Origin of the sequence: Flavobacterium shii (genome assembly GCF_025847235.1) — a bacterium.
Lineage (GTDB): Bacteria > Bacteroidota > Bacteroidia > Flavobacteriales > Flavobacteriaceae > Flavobacterium > Flavobacterium shii.
In genome coordinates this window covers 1-17,225 of the sequence record NZ_JAOZEW010000042.1, presented here as the reverse complement: position 1 = coordinate 17,225, position 17,225 = coordinate 1, and the positions used below count along the sequence as shown (strand labels likewise).

Below are 17,225 nucleotides of genomic sequence, written 5' to 3'. Positions count from 1 at the left end.
GTTGGATATATCGTTGCCAAAAGGCTTGGAAACATCATATGATAAGAAAATCCCTTTTCAGCAGGAAATGAAAGGAAGTGCAGAAATTGTTACCGAAGATCTTCGATTACTTGAGAGAATACTTTATCAATTCAAAAGCCTTTTTAGACAGAATTAGAATTTCAAATAAAAATCCTTTGTCAATTCTATATATTCAGGAGTGTAAACGTGTCTCTCAGTTTCGATAATTAATTCATCGATTGAGATATCTGCGTTTTCAATGCGAGCAAATGCGAGTAAACTGCGTTTTATCTCGGTAGTTGGAGTTCCTTTTACCCGAGTGATTTTAAAAGGATATAATTCAAATTCTTTTGCCAGAGCAATAAATTTTTCTTCTTCTTTAAATGGAATGACAACTGAAAAGATTCCGTTTTCTGAAAGTAATAAATCTGCGGCTTCAACTAGATCTTCAAACGGCATAGCGTCTTGAAAACGTGCCAGATCGCGTTGTTCATTGTCGGTTTTGTAATCTTCACTGTAAAATGGAGGATTTGATACAATAATATCATATTCATCTTCCGGCTCTTCCATGAATTCATCTAAACCTGCGTGATAGCAAAATAAGCGATCGTTCCAGGGAGCATTTTCAAAATTATCTACAGCTTGTTCATAAGCGGCTTCATCAATCTCCAAAGCATCGATTTGTTCTGCAGTGGTTCTTTGCGCAAGCATTAAAGCAATAAGTCCAGTTCCGGCTCCAATATCTAAAATGCTAAAAGGATGATTGGTTACAGGAGTCCATGCGCCTAATAAAACACCATCGGTACCAACTTTCATAGCAGTTTTATCTTGTTGAATAGAAAATTGCTTGAATTGAAACATAATGATTTATGATTGTAGATTAACGATTTTTGATTTCGCTGGGAAAAAACTGAATACTTAAAGCTGAGAACTGAATACTTCTCTATAAGTACATTTCAACTAAACCTTCAGGTAAATTCATGATGACTTTTTTGTTGTCACGATCAATTTTTACCAAGAAGTGGTCAATCATTGGGATAAGCATTTCTACTTCGCCGTTGATAACTTCAAAAAGGGGTTGAGCTGTAGTATCATTTATAGAAGCTATTTTTCCGAAAACACCTAAACGTTGGTCTTCTATTTCGAAACCGATAACTTCATGGTAATAAAATTTGTTACCTGAGAGTTTTGGTAACATGTTTAAAGGAAGATAAATGGCGTTACCCATAATGGCATCGGCATCTTCCTCGGTAGTCATATCTTCAAAGCGAATTCGCAAGAAATCATTTTTGTGTATTGAGCTACTTTCAATAAAAAAAGGAACCAAGTGTTTGTCGCATTCGACAAACACTGATTCCAAGTTTTCGTATAACTCAGGTTCGTCCGTGTCTAAATAAGCCAAGACTTCACCTTTGAAACTAAATTTTTTAGCGATTTTACCTAAATAAAAACATTCTTCTTTACGCATTCTCGCTTTATATAATTATGCCTCAGTTGTTTCGTTATTTTCTTCAGCAGCAGGAGCTTCTTCAGTTGATTCTTCAACTTCAGTAACTTCTTCAGCAGCAGGAGTAGCAGCAGCGATAGCGTCAGCTTCAGCTTGAGCAGCAGCAGCTAAACGTTTTGCATTTACTTCTTGTTCTGCTTTGAAAGCTTTTGCTTTAGCATCAGCTTGCACTTTTGTTAAACCGTCTTTCTTAGCATCAACTTTTCCAGATTTAGCGTCTAACCAAGCAGCTAATTTAGCGTCAGCTTGTTCTTGAGTTAAAGCACCTTTACGAATACCTCCATCAAGGTGGTGTTTCAATAAAGCTCCTTTGTAAGAAAGAATAGCTTTAGCAGTATCAGTTGGTTGTGCACCATTGTGTAACCATTTAACTGCACTATCAAGGTTTAAGTCGATAGTTGCTGGGTTTGTGTTTGGATTGTAAGTACCGATTTTCTCTAAGTATTTACCATCTCTTTTTGAGCGTGCATCTGCAGCTACAACCCAGTAAAAAGGTTTTCCTTTTTTACCGTGTCTTTGTAATCTAATTTTTACTGACATAATCGTATGATTAAATTTTGAGGTACTCGACCTCTGTTAATTAAGGGTGCAAAGATATAATTTTATTCTGAATTACAATTTCTATTTATAATTTAAAATTTAAGCGCCTATTTGTTAGTTTTTTATGGTTCTTTTAAGAGGGAGATTTAACCGTTTTGTTTTTTAATTGATAATTTTGCCGAAATTTAAATTGAATATGATAAAAAGGTTTTTTCTACTGCCCCTGCTTTTGTTGCTTTTCTCATGTGATAAAGAAGGAGTGGTGTCTAATAATCCTGCTTTTCAATCCTTAAAAAATGAAGTTTTTTGGAGAGCTGCAAATTATAGTGCAAGTATTGATAGCGTTGGTAAGCTTACTATTATTGGGAGTTTGAATTATGATAAAGTAATTTTACAAACAGCTTCTGTAAATGTTAAAACTTACACGTTGGGGATTGATGATGTTTCTACTGCCACATATGTAAACACATTACCAAAGCAAGAAACAATATATAAAACTGGAACACAAATAGGCAATGGTCAGATTATTATAACAGAGTATAATAAGGTAGCACATACTGTTTCGGGTACATTTGCATTTGTAGCACCTAACAATGTTGATGTTTTTGCTGTCGATAAATCTATACGATTTAAGGAGGGGGTATTTTATAAAGTGCCTATTACTTTGGTCAATTCATCTAATTAGACAATTTAAGAACGGATTAAAAATAACAAATTGCGACTCTTCTTACTTTTTTAATTGATAATAAAAACATAAATAAGCTAATTTATAGTAGATTAGAAAAAAATAAGATTACATTTGTTGCATATTAAAATAAGTACATATGAATATTTTTGTTGGAAGCCTTCCATTCAGTATTGAGGAAGCAGATTTAAGAGAGTCTTTCGAGGCTTACGGAGCAGTTGATTCAGTTAAGATCATTACTGATAAATTTACTGGAAGAAGTAAAGGTTTCGGTTTTGTTGAAATGACAAATGATGATGAGGCTCAAAAAGCGATTGACGAATTGAACGGAGCTACTGTTCAAGGACGTGCAATTGTTGTAAACAAATCTGAGCCAAAACCAGAAGGCGAAAGAAGAAGTTTTAATAACAACCGTGGAGGAAATGATTCTCGTGGTGGTTATGGTGGTGGAAACAGCCGTGGTGGAGACAACCGTGGAGGTGGAAACAGAGGAGGATATTAATATTTTTTTCTACAATATAAAAAAAGGTGTCAATTTATTGACACCTTTTTTGTTTGTATATGTTTCGTTGTGTTGTAGAGACACCCAGAGATGCATCTTTATCTAGTGTGTTTATTCGGTATTGAGACGCACTGCTGTGCGCCTCTACAATTTTATTATTATAAATTGGCAACCAACCAATCACCAACTTCACTGGTTTTATATGCTTTGGTTCCTTTTGGGGCTAAATCCTCAGTAACGATTCCTTGTTCTAGTGATTTGTTAACTACAGCTCTAATAGCTTCTGCTTCATCTTTCAACCCAAAAGCATCTTCAAACATCATAGCAGCGGATAATATAGTTGCTAATGGATTAGCAATGTTTAATCCTGTTGCTTGTGGATAAGAACCGTGAATTGGTTCATATAAAGAAGTGTGCTCTCCAACAGATGCAGATGGCATTAATCCCATTGAACCTGAAATTACCGAAGCTTCATCGGTTAAGATATCTCCAAATAAATTTTCAGTGATTAATACATCGTAAGAGTTTGGCCATTGTACCAATCGCATTGCAACAGCATCTACAAATTCATAAGAAACCGTTACTTCAGGGTAATCTTTTTCCATTGCTTGAACAGTTTCTCTCCATAAACGTGAAGTTTCTAATACATTGGCTTTATCTACGCAACATAATTTTTTGCTACGCGTCATTGCAAGTTCAAAACCTTTTTTTGCCAAACGTTGTACTTCAACTCTTGTGTAAACACAATTGTCATAAGCAGTTTCTCCGTTGTCTCTTCTTCCTTTTTCTCCAAAGTAAATTCCGCCTGTTAATTCTCTTAGGAAAACTAGGTCAGTTCCTTCAATTCTTTCTCTTTTTAAAGGAGAATTATCTATTAATGAAGGGAAAGTAAATGTTGGTCGAACATTAGCAAACAAACCTAATTTCTTACGCATCAATAATAATCCTTGTTCAGGTCTTACAGTTGCTTTAGGATCGTTGTCATATTTTGGGTGACCAATTGCACCAAATAAAACGGCATCGGCTGCCATACAAATTTCGTGTGTTTCGTCTGGGTAGGGAACTCCAACAGCATCGATGGCACAAGCTCCGGTTAAAGCTGGGGTCCAGTTAATTTCGTGGTTGAATTTTTTTGCAATAGCATCAGATACTTTTACGGCTTCATTAATTACCTCAGGACCAATTCCGTCTCCTGCTAAAAGGGCGATGTTAAATTTCATTTTTTTGTTTTTTTAAGGTTCTGAGTTTCTAAGATTCTAAGTTTTTTCTTAGCCAGTCAGAATTTTTATTTATAATATTTTGTTGCTAAGGTTCAAAGGGACAAAGATTTAAAAGGTAAAGGGCAGAACTCTGTCCCTTTGCTACTATGAGCCTTTGTACCTTCTTTAATTAGCTACATTAAGCATTTTTTGTGTGGCAATAATTGCAGCGACTGTTTGGTCAGAATCTAATCCTCTTGTTTTAAATTCTTTTCCGTTATTTATCCAAGTAATAATAGTTTCGCATAACGCATCAGAGCTACTTCCTGGTGGGATCCGAACGGCATAATCAATCAACTTTGGTAAAGTCATTTTTTTGCTTTTGTAGATTTTAGTCAATGCATTCATAAAAGCATCGAATTGACCATCTCCTTGCGCATGTTCTTCTATGATTTCTCCATCAAGATTTAAACTTAATGTTGTTGATGGACGTGTTCCTTTGGAATGAATTAATATATAGGATTCGATTGTAATTTTATCCTGATACGTATGACTGTCTAAAACATCCGAAATTATGTACGGAAGATCTTCTTTGGTGACAGTTTCTTTTTTGTCGCCTAATTCAATGATTCTTTGGGTAACCAATTTCAAATCTTCCGGGTTTAGTTTTAAGCCTAATTCCTGAAGATTTTTTTCGATATTGGCTTTTCCGGACGTTTTTCCTAAAGCGTATTTTCGTTTTCTTCCGAAACGTTCCGGAAGCAAATCATTAAAATATAAATTGTTTTTATTGTCACCATCGGCATGAATTCCGGCAGTTTGTGTAAAAACATTGTCGCCAACAATTGGTTTGTTAGCTGGAATTCGATATCCGGTAAAAGTCTCGACCAATTTACTTACTGTATATAAGGAAGTTTCTTTTATGTTGATGCTTACTTCTGGCAGGTAATCATTTATTACAGCAACAGTACTTTCAAGTGGAGCGTTTCCGGCACGTTCGCCCATTCCGTTTACAGTAACATGAAGTCCTTTTATTCCAGCTTTTACAGCTTCCATAACATTGGCAATACTTAGGTCGTAATCGTTATGTGCATGGAAATCAAAATGAATATTTGGGTATCTTGACGTGATTTTGGATATAAATTCGAAAGTTTGAGCAGGAATTAAAACTCCTAAAGTGTCGGGAAGTAAAATTCGTTTTACTGGTTGTGTTGCTAAAAAATCTAAAAAATCAAAAACGTATTCTGGGGAATTTCGCATTCCATTGCTCCAATCTTCCAGATATACATTTGTTTCGATGTTGTTTTCTTTTGCTAAGGCAATGCTTGTGGCTATTTCGGCAAAATGTTGTTCCGGTGTTTTTTTTAACTGATGCGTTAGGTGATTCATTGAGCCTTTGGTCAATAAATTCTGAACTTTTGCCCCAGCTTTTTTCATCCATTCGATAGAAACACCTCCATCTACAAAAGATAAAACCTCGATTCTTTGGATATAGCCTCTTTCTTCTGCCCAAGCAGTAATGCCTTTTACGGCTTGAAATTCTCCTTCGCTTACGCGAGCAGAAGCGATTTCTATTCGATCAATATTTAATTCTTCTAGCAATAATTGCGCAATGGTTAGTTTTTCTGCAGCAGAAAAAGATACTCCCGATGTTTGTTCACCATCACGGAGCGTCGTATCCATTATTTCAATTTTTCTTTTTTCCATTATAAACTTGATGCTAATACGATTCTTGTTTGTTTAAAATCGTATAGTGGTTTGAAATAAAAATTATAAAAGCAGTTACCTAGTCCAGCATGAGAGCTGAAGCTAGCGTAACTGCATTTTTATTTATTGTATTAATAAGGAAGCTTATCAGCGAAAGTCACGATGTCTTCTTTTATGTTTTGTAAATAGTCAATATCATCAAAACCATTGATCATATTGTTTTTTTTGTATCCATTGATAGCAAAAGATTCTTGTTGACCAGTAGCCAGTAGAGTAATAGTTTGATTAGGTAAATTAATCTCTAATTCTGTTTTTGGATCAGCTTCAATTGCTTTGAAAATTGTATCTGCAAATTCTGGGCTAACTTGTACAGGAAGAACTCCAATATTCAAACAGTTACCTTTAAAGATATCTGCAAAGAAACTAGATACTACAGCACGGAATCCATAATCGTAAACTGCCCAAGCAGCGTGTTCTCTAGATGATCCTGAACCAAAGTTTTTTCCTCCAACAAGGATTTTTCCAGAATAAGTTGAGTCGTTTAAAACGAAATCAGCTTTTGGAGAATCATCTCCGTTATATCTCCAATCTCTAAAAAGATTGTCTCCAAAACCTTCACGTTTTGTAGCTTTAAGGAAACGAGCCGGGATGATTTGATCCGTATCTACGTTTTCTATCGGTAGCGGCACTGCGCTACTAGTAAGTATATTAAATTTATCGTATGCCATTTTTGTTTATGCTTTATGCTCTATAGCTATCGGCTTTGGGCTTTGGGCCTTGACCTTATATTGTATTTAGCAGTTAGTTTAATTTTTGTCTTAATGTGTAAATTTGTTTTCTAATTTGAATTACTTTGGCTTCTAAAACCTGATGAATTTCGGGTTTTAAATATTTCAAGTCAGATGTTAGTAATAATAAATATTCAACTTCTGAACAGGAGGCAATTGCGATATTCAAATATCTTCCAAATTCTTTTTCTGAATTAGAACCACATCCCTCTGCGAAATTTGTTGGAATAGAAGATGATGCTCTTCTCAGTTGACTTGTTAATCCAAATAATTCTTCTTTAGGAAAATCTTTTGTTGCTTGATAAATCTCAAGTGTAAACAGATGACTTTCTTGCCAGGCATTGTATTTTCTAAAATCTCTCATTTATTTAGGCTTTCAGGGATGAGCTTTCGGCAAATAGCTGATAGCCGATTGTTCGAAGCCCAAGGCTTTTCTAAAAAAGCTCCCTCGGATCTGTCAGTTTTCCTGTTACTGCTGCTGCTGCTGCCATAATCGGACTAGCCAAAAGTGTTCTTGAGCCAGGACCTTGGCGACCTTCAAAGTTTCTGTTGGATGTACTTACTGCATATTTTCCGGCAGGAACTTTATCGTCGTTCATCGCTAAACAAGCTGAGCAACCAGGCTGACGTAATACAAAACCAGCTTCGGTTAAGATGTCCAATAGACCTTCTTCTTTAATTTGTGCTTCAACAACATGAGAACCGGGAACTAACCAAGCTGTTACGTTGTCTGCTTTTTTGCGTCCTTTTACAATTTCTGTAAAAGCTCTAAAATCTTCTATACGACCATTGGTACAACTTCCTAAGAAAACAAAGTCGATTGGTTTTCCAATCATTACGTCATTTTCATGAAAGCCCATGTAGGCCAAAGATTTTTTATATGTTTCCTCGCCACCTTCAACTTGGTTGGCGTTCGGAATATTTTTGGAGATACCAATTCCCATTCCAGGATTAGTACCATAAGTAATCATAGGTTCGATATCTGAAGCATTGATGTTTAATTCGGCATCAAAAATTGCATCAGCATCCGTTTTTAAAGTTTTCCAATAAGCAACGGCTTTATCCCAAGCTTCTCCTTTTGGAGCAAATAATCTTCCTTCAAGGAAATCGAATGTTTTTTGGTCTGGAGCAATCATTCCTCCACGAGCACCCATTTCGATACTTAGATTACAAACTGTCATACGACCTTCCATAGACATGTTTTCAAAAACATCTCCTGCGTATTCAACAAAATATCCTGTACCTCCAGAAGTAGTTAATTGAGCGATAATGTAAAGAGCAACGTCTTTTGGGCCAACACCTTTGCTTAATTCACCATTTACGTTAATACGCATTTTCTTTGGCTTCGGCTGCATGATACATTGTGTAGATAATACCATTTCAACCTCAGAAGTTCCGATACCAAATGCAATTGCTCCAAATGCTCCGTGAGTAGAAGTATGAGAATCTCCACAAACAATAGTTGCGCCTGGTAAAGTAATTCCGTTTTCTGGGCCTACAACGTGAACGATTCCGTTTTTTATGTGACCTAATCCCCAGTGAGAAATTCCGTATTCGGCTGCGTTGTCTTCCAGTGCTTTTAACTGGTTGGCAGATAATGCATCTTCAACAGGTAAATGTTGGTTTATAGTTGGTGTGTTGTGATCTGCGGTTGCAAAAGTGCGTTCTGGGTATAAAACCGAAATGCCTCTGGATTTTAATCCTAAAAAAGCAACAGGACTTGTAACTTCATGAATGAAATGACGGTCAATGAAAAAAACATCAGGTCCATCTTCAATTTTACGCACCACGTGCGAATCCCATACTTTGTCGAATAATGTAGTACTCATTTTTAACTATTTTTTAATTGTAATTTCCATGTAATCATAAGAGGAAAACAAAATTAGAAAAAGAAACAAAAGCACAAATCTGTATATTTCATTATATACGATACCCAAACCATTATAGAAATTATAAACACATTAGGTTTGTTTGTTTTTGGTTAGGTTGTCCTGTTTTGCTTTGTTTTTTGGTTTCTTTTTTTAGTCGAAATTCTCTTGATTGTTGGTGTTGTTGATAATTTGCGAATTTATTGCTATTTTCTTGCTTGTAAAGCGGTTTTCTAGAAAATAATATAACAAAATGAGTGAAAATAGTAATAATTAGTAGTTTTTGTTTTTGTTTTCGGGAGTGTAAAATTTTGAATTTTATCGATTTTATTCATTTAAATTTATTCTATATAGGGTTATTTTTTTAATTGTATTTTACGACATCCAAAAAATAGAAAACTCTTGTTTTTCTTTTTTAATATTATGGAATTTAACAGAATGAAGTGTTTTATTCTCTGAAAAATCATTCTTTCCGATAATATCAATATTTTTAAAATCGGCCTTGGTTTATTAACATATTACATATTTTTCTTTGTCTAAAAAAAGACTAATTTTGAAATTCATTTTTTGTAATTTTATATAATTGCAATCTCCTCATAAACAACTATGTACTTAATATTCGATACTGAAACTACAGGATTACCAAAGCGTTGGGACGCGCCTATAACCGATAGTGACAACTGGCCACGTTGTATACAAATAGCTTGGCAGTTGCATGATGATATGGGAAAACTCATCGAGCATCAAGATTATTTGGTAAAGCCAGAAGGATTTAATATTCCTTACGATGCCGAGAGAATTCACGGAATCTCTACCGAATTGGCTCAAGCCGATGGAATCTCTTTGGCCGAAGTTTTGGAGAAATTCAATATTGCTTTAAGCAAAACCAAATTTATTGTAGGTCAGAATCTAGGTTTTGACGTTAATATTATGGGAGCCGAATTTCATCGTATGGGAGTTGAGTCTTCTATGGGGACTATGCCGGTTCTGGATACTTGTACAGAAGTTACCGCTTCGTTATTACAACTTCCAGGAGGTCGTGGAGGAAGGTTTAAATTGCCAACATTAACAGAGTTACATAGTTATCTTTTTAATAAGCCTTTTTCTGAGGCTCACAACGCAACTGCGGATGTTGAGGCAACTACGCGTTGTTTTTTAGAATTAATAAGAAGAGAAGTTTTTACCAAAGAAGAACTAGATGTTCCGAAGGATTATTTTGGAGAATTTCAGAATAAGAATCCTCAGGAAATCAAACTTATTGGTTTAAAGCATATCAATTTAAAAGCTGCTTCGGATAAAATCAGGGAGCAACTTAGGGTTTTAGAATCTGATGATAAAGGAACTACGGTTTCTGAGTCTGCTAAAGAAGATTTTAAGGCGGCGAGATATGCGCATTTACACAATCATACGCAGTTTTCGGTTTTACAATCGACAATAGGAATTGGGAATATTGTTTCGGCTACAGCCAAAAATGGTATGTCAGCCGTTGCAATGACGGATACTGGAAACATGATGGGAGCTTTTCATTTTGTGAGCGCCGTTATGAATCACAACAAAGGAGCATCAGCAAAAAATAAAGCTTTGGTTGAAGCTGGTGAAGAACCAACAGAAACCGAAATGAAGCCCATTGTGGGTTGCGAATTTAATGTTTGCGACAATCACTTGGATAAAAGCAAAAAAGACAATGGTAATCAGGTTGTTTTGTTAGCCAAAAATAAAAATGGCTATCACAATCTGGCAAAAATGTCTTCAATCGCTTTTACGAACGGATTTTATTATGTTCCCAGAATTGACCGTGCTATTGTTGAAAAATATAAAGAGGATATCATGGTTTTGTCCGGGAATTTATATGGAGAGATCCAGAGTAAAATTCTGAATGTGGGTGAAAATCAGGCGGAAGAAGCTTTGATTTGGTGGAAAGAACAATTTGGTGATGACTTTTATCTTGAAGTCATGCGTCATAATCAGGAAGATGAAAATCGTGTCAACAAAACGCTGATTGAGTTTGCTCAAAAACATAGCGTTAAATTAATTGCAACAAATAATACCTATTATTTAAATAAAGAAGACGCGAATGCGCATGACATTTTGTTGTGTGTAAAAGATGGTGAAAAACAAGCTACGCCAATTGGTCGTGGTCGTGGATATCGTTACGGATTGCCAAATCAGGAATACTATTATAAGTCATCTGAAGAGATGAAAAAACTCTTTGCTGATTTACCGGAGGCAATTATCAATATTCAGGAAATTGTAGATAAGGTTGAGATTTACTCGCTTTATCGTGATGTATTGCTTCCTAAATTTGATATTCCTGCAGAGTTTGTAGTTGTCGAAGATGAAGCCGACGGTGGTGTTCGAGGTGAGAATAAATATTTACGTCACCTTACTATGGTGGGTGCGAAAAAGAGATATGGTGAAATTACAGAATCTATTCAGGAACGTTTGGATTTTGAGTTATTAACGATTTCGAATTCAGGATATCCTGGATATTTCCTGATTGTTCAGGATTTCATCGCCGAAGCCCGAAATATGGATGTTTCGGTTGGACCTGGCCGTGGATCTGCAGCTGGATCTGCAGTTGCATATTGTTTAGGAATTACCAATATTGACCCTATTAAGTATGATTTGCTTTTTGAGCGTTTCCTTAATCCTGATCGTGTATCCATGCCCGATATCGATATTGACTTTGATGACGAGGGTCGTGGTCGTGTTATGGATTACGTAATTAATAAATACGGACAGAATCAGGTTGCGCAAATTATTACGTATGGTAAAATGGCGACGAAATCGGCGATTCGTGATACGGCTCGTGTTCTTGATTTGCCATTATTTGAAGCCGATAGAATTGCAAAACTGATTCCGGCAATGATGCCATCCAAATGGAATTTGGCGCGTTTTATTTCTGAAAGCGAAGACGAGGTCAAAAAAGCCCTTCGTTCGGATGAATTTGATAATGTAAAAGAATTGATCGCCATTGCCAATGAAGATGATTTGGCAGGAGAAACAATTCAACAGGCAAAAATCCTTGAAGGATCAATGCGAAATACAGGAATTCACGCCTGTGGGGTAATTATTACGCCATCGGATATTACGAATTTCGTTCCTGTTACAACGGCAAAAGATTCTGATTTATATGTAACACAGTTTGATAACTCAGTTGCAGAAAGTGCAGGGTTACTGAAAATGGACTTCTTGGGTCTGAAGACCCTTACTTTGATAAAAGATACCGTTAAACTGGTAAAATATAGAAATGGAATTGATCTGGATCCGGATACATTTCCAATTGATGATGTTGAAACTTATGCGCTTTTCCAGAGAGGAGAAACGGTTGGAATCTTCCAATATGAGTCACCCGGGATGCAGAAATACATGAAAGATCTGAAACCAACGGTTTTTGGAGATTTAATTGCCATGAATGCCTTGTATCGTCCGGGACCTTTAGAGTATATTCCGTCTTTCGTAAGAAGAAAAAATGGTGAAGAGGAAATCAAATATGATTTAGATGCTTGTGAGGAATATTTGGGAGAGACTTATGGAATTACAGTTTACCAAGAGCAAGTAATGCTTTTGTCGCAATCGCTGGCAGACTTTACAAAAGGTGAGGCCGACGTTTTGCGTAAAGCGATGGGTAAGAAACAAAAGGATGTACTGGACAAAATGAAGCCTAAATTTGTGGAGCAAGCTGCGAAAAAAGGACATGATGCAAAGGTTTTGGAGAAAATCTGGAAAGACTGGGAAGCATTTGCGAGTTACGCCTTTAATAAATCGCACTCGACTTGTTATGCCTGGATTGCTTACCAGACAGCTTACTTAAAAGCGCATTATCCGGCAGAATATATGGCTGCAGTACTTTCGAATAACATGAATGATATTAAACAAGTATCATTTTTTATGGAAGAATGTAAACGAATGGGATTGCAGGTTTTAGGACCAGATGTAAATGAGTCGTTTTATAAGTTTACTGTAAATGATGAATATGCGGTACGTTTTGGGATGGGCGCTATTAAAGGAGTAGGTTCTGGAGCTGTGGCAACAATTGTAGAAAGTAGAAAAGATGGTAGGTATAAGTCAATTTTTGATTTGGCTAAACGAATAGATTTGCGTGCAGCCAATAAAAAAGCAATTGAAAATCTGGCTTTGGCAGGTGGTTTTGATTCTTTTGAAGGAACTACAAGAGCACAATATTTTCATGATGATGGAGATGGAATTACTTTTTATGAAAAAGCGATTCGTTACGGATCTAAGTTTCAGGAAAACGAAAATTCTTCGCAGGTAAGTTTGTTTGGAGAAACGAGTGAAGTTCAGATTGATGAACCTGTTGTGCCTCCGTGTGAAGATTGGAGTACGATGGAAAAATTAGCTAAAGAGAAGGAAGTGGTCGGAATTTATATTTCTGGACATCCTCTTGATGATTTTAGATTTGAGATGAAATATTTCTGTAATGCCAGATTAGAAGCTTTGAAAAGCATGAATGAATATGTGGGTAAAAATTTACATTTTGCAGGAATCATAAATAATGTGCAGCACCGTGTCGCAAAAAACGGAAAAGGCTGGGCGGTATTTAATTTGGAGGGATATGATGAAAGTTATGAATTTAAGATTTTTGGTGAAGAATACCTAAAATTCCGCCATTTCCTGATTCAAAATAATTTTGCTTTCCTAAAAATATTAATTAAAGATGGATGGGTGAATCATGATACGGGAAAAAAATCAGATCCAAGAATGCAATTTGTTGAAATAAGACAATTGCAGGATATTCTAGAAGCTTTTGCTAAAAAGCTGATTTTGCTATTGAATATAAAAGATCTACAGACAGAGTTTATTCATAGGTTGAACCAATTATTTTATGCGAATAAAGGAGATAACTCTGTGACTTTTGAGATAATGGAATTAGAAAAGGTTAAGAGATTGGTGGAAACGGCTGCTCCTGAATTTTCTGAAAGTGATGAAGAGACTTTTATGGGGGATAATGATGATTTGGATAGGGATGAAGTTGTGAATGATAAAGCTCCGGAAGTGACTGAAGTTGAGGAAATAAACGTGGTTACTAAGCTAACTATGCCTAGTAGAAAGTTAAAAGTGAAGATTTGTGCCGAATTATTGCAAGAATTGGAAAAAATGCAGATAAATTTTAAGTTGAATTAAATTTTAATCCTTAAATTTAACATATAGTAAAATTTTTTAGTTAAAATTATGCATGCATACTATTTTTTTTAGTATTATTGCTACAGAATTACAACGATTGCGCTCGTGATTTAAAAAGGGCGCTCAGTTAAATTATTTTATGTTTGTATAAATTATTTATAAGAAAAAAATTATGAAAAAGAATCTATTTTTATTAGGATTAATGGTTTGTTCTATGACCATGGTAGCTCAAAGTGAAAAAGCTGAAAAACCAGAAAGCTGGTATTTTAAGTTAGGAGGATCTTATTTTATACAAACTGCAGCTACTGAGTTTCCGACTGTAGGGGGGAATCTGCCTTTGGATAGAAATTATGTTGGGGGAAAATTAGTTTCTGAAAAAAGTGTTACCGGATCTTTTGGAGAAGGTTTTAGAACTGGTTTTGCAGCTGGGTATAGATTTAATGTTCGTGTAGGAGTAGAGTTAGGGGTTAATTATTACACTAGTAATGATAAGACAATGGCACAAACTACATCGGATTTGCCTATCACTCCAGCGGGTATTTATAGTTTTAAATCGGTAGGTCAAATTACTGCTTTTGATGTTGCTCCAGCTTTGGTATTGTTTTTAGGAGAGCACAAAGGTTTTGAGCCGTACACGAAAGTTGGAGTTTTGGTACCAGTTCACGGAGATTTAAAAATCACTTCTGATGCATACGCTCCAATTGCTTTTAATCCAGTGACAGGAGCTCCAGTTGCTTTTGGTAATGTTCACAGTGTTGATAAGGTAAAACCAAATCCAACTGTTGGTTTTCTTGCAGTTTTAGGTACGTCTTATAAAGTAGGAAAGAATATTTCTCTTTTTGCAGAATTAGAATACCGTAACTTTACTGTACATGGGAAAACTAAAGAGACTACTGAGTTTACTGTAAATGGGAATGATGCTTTGGCTACAAGAACTACAGCTCAGGTTCATACAAACTACGGAAATTCTTTGAATACAACTTCTAATAATGCACTAACAAATCCTACTGGTTTTGATAAAAATAAGCCAACAGATGATTTAAGTTCTTATGTAGGTATTAGTGGTTTAGGTTTGACGTTTGGATTTAAATACAGCTTATAATATTTATTTATATAGTTTAAGGGAAAGAGGGTGTTCGAAAGAATGTCCTCTTTTTTTTGTTTTTGAGTAAGTCCGGCTTAATTTTTTGATTTTCTAGAAGTTTCGGCAACAGGGGAAATGCTCCTTAAAATAATTAAAAAACTTATGAAGTATAAAGATTTACAATGCGTTTATAATGAAAACTAATTTGTAAATGGAGGTGAATTGATTTAAAATTTCTAAATTTGTACTCGAGTTTGAAACTTATAAAAATTGTCCCCCGAAGCGAAGTCTGAGGGTTAAACTTTAAATAAAAAAGAAAATGGCATTAGCAATAACAGACGCTACTTTTGAAGAAGTAGTTTTGAAATCAGATAAACCAGTAATGGTTGACTTTTGGGCAGCATGGTGTGGGCCTTGTAGAATGGTTGGTCCAATCATTGACGAATTAAGCACTGAATATGCTGGAAAAGTTGTAGTAGGAAAAGTAGACGTAGATGCAAATCAAGAATTTGCTGCAAAATACGGTGTACGTAATATCCCAACTGTTTTGGTTTTTCATAACGGTGAAGTGGTAGGTAAGCAAGTAGGAGTTGCTCCGAAACAAACTTACGCAGATAGTTTAGACGCATTGTTGTAATCGATACCGATTATAATCTATATAAAAAAGGTTTGGCGAAAGTCAAGCCTTTTTTATTTGGTGTAGTTTAATGAATGTTGAGGTCTATTTTTGGCTTTTAATTTTTAAATCATTTAATCTTTTAATACATTTGAAAGATGAAGATTGAATCGCAAATAGAGAAAATTTCTAGTTTTCAGCATCTTGAGATGTTGGCTAATCAGGTTGTGGAAGGTTTTATTTCGGGGATGCATAAGAGTCCGTTTCATGGATTCTCGGCAGAATTTGCTGAGCATAAAGTATATAATGTTGGCGAAAGCACAAAACATATTGATTGGAAACTGTTTGCCAAAACAGACCGTTTGTATGCAAAACGATTTGAAGAAGAAACAAATTTGCGTTGTCATTTAATCATAGATAACTCAGCATCGATGCATTATCCTGATTTAAAAGTCAATCAGTCCTTTTATGAGAATAAAATAGGTTTCTCGGTTTTGGCTTCGGCTGTTTTAATGAATATTCTTAAGAAGCAACGTGATGCAGTAGGTTTGAGTGTGTTTTCGGATAGTTATGAGTATTACGCGCCCGAAAAGGGTAGTGACCGTCATCATAGAATGTTGCTTAATAAGCTGGAAGATCTTTTGGAGAAACCTAAGACGAGTAAAAAAACGGATACGATTACATATTTGCATCAAATTGCGGAGAAAATCCACAGGCGTTCGATGATTGTTCTTTTTACAGACATGTTTCAGTCGAGTCCCGAAGCATCGGGAGAAGAATCATTGTTTAACGCCTTGCAACATCTTAAACATAATAAGCATAAAGTGGTTTTGTTTCATGTAATAGATAAGGAAACTGAGGTGAAATTTGACTTTGATAATGCGCCACGAAAATTTATCGACCTAGAAACAGGGGAAGAGGTTGCTGTTTTTGCTGATAATGTAAAAATAGAATACGAAAAAGAGGTAGAAAGTTATTTTAAGAGGTTGGCTTTAACATGTGCTCAGAACCGAATTAAGTACGTTCCGGTCGCTGTAGGTGAAAATTTTGAAAAAATTTTAACGACATACTTGGTTGAAAAACAAAACTTTGGATAATAAGTCGAAAAATAAATTAAACTTTTTTATAAAAAGGCTTGCAGAAACGAAATTCTATACTATCTTTGCAACCGCAATAACGCAGAGGTTTGGTAGTTCAGTTGGTTAGAATACATGCCTGTCACGCATGGGGTCGCGGGTTCGAGTCCCGTCCAGACCGCAATATTGGGGAAAGCCTTTCTTTATAGAAAGGCTTTTTTGCCCAAATACGGTATCTAAGATTAGTTGTGTTGTTTGGTCGGCCTTGTAAGCTGACCGGGTTTAGTAGTTAGACCAATGAAAAGCTTTCCACTTTTGTGGATGGCTTTTTTGATTTAAGACCTTTTTGGTTTGAGAATTTAACGGAATCAAGGATCAGGTGCAAAAGTTGGGGTTACGAAAAAAAGATTACCGCAAAGCACGCTAAGATTTACGCAAAGTCCGCAAAGTTTTAATTAAGCTTTGCGGACTTTGCGTTTTTTAACTTTGCAATCTTTGCGGTTAAATT

At 35.6% G+C, this 17,225-nt stretch carries 14 protein-coding genes, 1 tRNA gene and 1 pseudogene; 8 read left to right on the top strand and 8 right to left on the bottom strand.

Translation table 11 applies throughout. The annotated features are described in order from the left end of the window. A pseudogene (locus OIU83_RS23275) lies at nucleotides 1-157 on the top strand (HlyD family secretion protein); the annotation flags it as partial. On the opposite strand, the gene OIU83_RS23270 reads toward OIU83_RS23275, so the two are convergent. The 3 genes from OIU83_RS23270 to OIU83_RS23260 all read right to left on the bottom strand — a co-directional run bounded on the left by OIU83_RS23270 (nucleotide 154) and on the right by OIU83_RS23260 (nucleotide 2,047). Continuing rightward, nucleotides 154-861, bottom strand: a complete 708-nt coding sequence (locus tag OIU83_RS23270; RefSeq protein ID WP_264208665.1) for a tRNA1(Val) (adenine(37)-N6)-methyltransferase — start codon at nucleotides 859-861, stop codon at nucleotides 154-156. The pseudogene OIU83_RS23275 and the gene OIU83_RS23270 overlap by 4 nt on opposite strands. 82 nt (nucleotides 862-943) lie before the next feature. Then, on the bottom strand, nucleotides 944-1,468 hold the full coding sequence (rimM, locus tag OIU83_RS23265) for a ribosome maturation factor RimM (RefSeq protein ID WP_264208664.1): 525 nt from the start codon (nucleotides 1,466-1,468) through the stop codon (nucleotides 944-946). 15 nt (nucleotides 1,469-1,483) lie between these two features. Beyond that, nucleotides 1,484-2,047 carry a 30S ribosomal protein S16 gene (locus tag OIU83_RS23260; RefSeq protein WP_264208663.1) on the bottom strand — a complete coding sequence of 188 codons (564 nt, stop codon included), beginning with the start codon at nucleotides 2,045-2,047 and terminating at the stop codon, nucleotides 1,484-1,486. A 196-nt stretch (nucleotides 2,048-2,243) separates the two neighbouring features. On the opposite strand from OIU83_RS23260, the gene OIU83_RS23255 reads away from it, so the two are divergent. Both OIU83_RS23255 and OIU83_RS23250 read left to right on the top strand, forming a co-directional pair. Next, a complete protein-coding gene (locus OIU83_RS23255; protein ID WP_264208662.1) occupies nucleotides 2,244-2,732 on the top strand; it encodes a DUF6252 family protein in 489 nt (162 codons plus the stop codon). A gap of 139 nt (nucleotides 2,733-2,871) precedes the next feature. Continuing rightward, on the top strand, nucleotides 2,872-3,234 hold the full coding sequence (locus tag OIU83_RS23250; RefSeq protein WP_039113804.1) for an RNA recognition motif domain-containing protein: 363 nt from the start codon (nucleotides 2,872-2,874) through the stop codon (nucleotides 3,232-3,234). Nucleotides 3,235-3,392: 158 nt separating this feature from the next. On the opposite strand, the gene leuB is transcribed toward OIU83_RS23250, so the two are convergent. The 5 genes from leuB to leuC form a co-directional block, all read right to left on the bottom strand. Beyond that, on the bottom strand, nucleotides 3,393-4,454 hold the full coding sequence (leuB, locus tag OIU83_RS23245) for a 3-isopropylmalate dehydrogenase (protein WP_264208661.1): 1,062 nt from the start codon (nucleotides 4,452-4,454) through the stop codon (nucleotides 3,393-3,395). A 165-nt stretch (nucleotides 4,455-4,619) separates the two neighbouring features. Further along, on the bottom strand, nucleotides 4,620-6,140 hold the full coding sequence (locus OIU83_RS23240) for an alpha-isopropylmalate synthase regulatory domain-containing protein (RefSeq protein WP_264208660.1): 1,521 nt from the start codon (nucleotides 6,138-6,140) through the stop codon (nucleotides 4,620-4,622). A gap of 131 nt (nucleotides 6,141-6,271) precedes the next feature. Then, nucleotides 6,272-6,868 carry a 3-isopropylmalate dehydratase small subunit gene (leuD, locus tag OIU83_RS23235; protein ID WP_264208659.1) on the bottom strand — a complete coding sequence of 199 codons (597 nt, stop codon included), beginning with the start codon at nucleotides 6,866-6,868 and terminating at the stop codon, nucleotides 6,272-6,274. A gap of 73 nt (nucleotides 6,869-6,941) precedes the next feature. Further along, a complete protein-coding gene (locus OIU83_RS23230) occupies nucleotides 6,942-7,292 on the bottom strand; it encodes a four helix bundle protein (RefSeq protein WP_264208658.1) in 351 nt (116 codons plus the stop codon). A gap of 70 nt (nucleotides 7,293-7,362) precedes the next feature. Continuing rightward, nucleotides 7,363-8,757, bottom strand: a complete 1,395-nt coding sequence (gene leuC, locus OIU83_RS23225; protein ID WP_264208657.1) for a 3-isopropylmalate dehydratase large subunit — start codon at nucleotides 8,755-8,757, stop codon at nucleotides 7,363-7,365. Nucleotides 8,758-9,402: 645 nt separating this feature from the next. On the opposite strand from leuC, the gene dnaE reads away from it, so the two are divergent. The 5 genes from dnaE to OIU83_RS23200 all read left to right on the top strand — a co-directional run bounded on the left by dnaE (nucleotide 9,403) and on the right by OIU83_RS23200 (nucleotide 16,898). Next, on the top strand, nucleotides 9,403-13,941 hold the full coding sequence (gene dnaE / locus OIU83_RS23220; protein ID WP_264208656.1) for a DNA polymerase III subunit alpha: 4,539 nt from the start codon (nucleotides 9,403-9,405) through the stop codon (nucleotides 13,939-13,941). Nucleotides 13,942-14,113: 172 nt separating this feature from the next. Then, the gene (locus OIU83_RS23215) at nucleotides 14,114-15,043 is read left to right on the top strand and encodes an outer membrane beta-barrel protein (RefSeq protein ID WP_264208655.1); all 930 of its coding nucleotides are present in this window, start codon (nucleotides 14,114-14,116) and stop codon (nucleotides 15,041-15,043) included. Nucleotides 15,044-15,344: 301 nt separating this feature from the next. Beyond that, a complete protein-coding gene (trxA, locus tag OIU83_RS23210; protein ID WP_264208654.1) occupies nucleotides 15,345-15,662 on the top strand; it encodes a thioredoxin in 318 nt (105 codons plus the stop codon). A gap of 137 nt (nucleotides 15,663-15,799) precedes the next feature. Continuing rightward, nucleotides 15,800-16,738 (top strand): DUF58 domain-containing protein, encoded by a 939-nt coding sequence (locus tag OIU83_RS23205; protein ID WP_264208653.1) that lies wholly within the window; start codon nucleotides 15,800-15,802, stop codon nucleotides 16,736-16,738. An 86-nt stretch (nucleotides 16,739-16,824) separates the two neighbouring features. Beyond that, nucleotides 16,825-16,898, top strand: a tRNA-Asp gene (locus OIU83_RS23200). Nucleotides 16,899-17,225 lie beyond the last annotated feature (327 nt).

Bases quoted from the DNA above. Each gene is read 5' to 3' on its own strand.
- OIU83_RS23270 (WP_264208665.1), bottom strand. From the start codon at position 861: ATGTTTCAATTCAAGCAATTTTCTATTCAACAAGATAAAACTGCTATG.
- rimM (WP_264208664.1), bottom strand. From the start codon at position 1,468: ATGCGTAAAGAAGAATGTTTTTATTTAGGTAAAATCGCTAAAAAATTT.
- OIU83_RS23260 (WP_264208663.1), bottom strand. From the start codon at position 2,047: ATGTCAGTAAAAATTAGATTACAAAGACACGGTAAAAAAGGAAAACCT.
- OIU83_RS23255 (WP_264208662.1), top strand. From the start codon at position 2,244: ATGATAAAAAGGTTTTTTCTACTGCCCCTGCTTTTGTTGCTTTTCTCA.
- OIU83_RS23250 (WP_039113804.1), top strand. From the start codon at position 2,872: ATGAATATTTTTGTTGGAAGCCTTCCATTCAGTATTGAGGAAGCAGAT.
- leuB (WP_264208661.1), bottom strand. From the start codon at position 4,454: ATGAAATTTAACATCGCCCTTTTAGCAGGAGACGGAATTGGTCCTGAG.
- OIU83_RS23240 (WP_264208660.1), bottom strand. From the start codon at position 6,140: ATGGAAAAAAGAAAAATTGAAATAATGGATACGACGCTCCGTGATGGT.
- leuD (WP_264208659.1), bottom strand. From the start codon at position 6,868: ATGGCATACGATAAATTTAATATACTTACTAGTAGCGCAGTGCCGCTA.
- OIU83_RS23230 (WP_264208658.1), bottom strand. From the start codon at position 7,292: ATGAGAGATTTTAGAAAATACAATGCCTGGCAAGAAAGTCATCTGTTT.
- leuC (WP_264208657.1), bottom strand. From the start codon at position 8,757: ATGAGTACTACATTATTCGACAAAGTATGGGATTCGCACGTGGTGCGT.
- dnaE (WP_264208656.1), top strand. From the start codon at position 9,403: ATGTACTTAATATTCGATACTGAAACTACAGGATTACCAAAGCGTTGG.
- OIU83_RS23215 (WP_264208655.1), top strand. From the start codon at position 14,114: ATGAAAAAGAATCTATTTTTATTAGGATTAATGGTTTGTTCTATGACC.
- trxA (WP_264208654.1), top strand. From the start codon at position 15,345: ATGGCATTAGCAATAACAGACGCTACTTTTGAAGAAGTAGTTTTGAAA.
- OIU83_RS23205 (WP_264208653.1), top strand. From the start codon at position 15,800: ATGAAGATTGAATCGCAAATAGAGAAAATTTCTAGTTTTCAGCATCTT.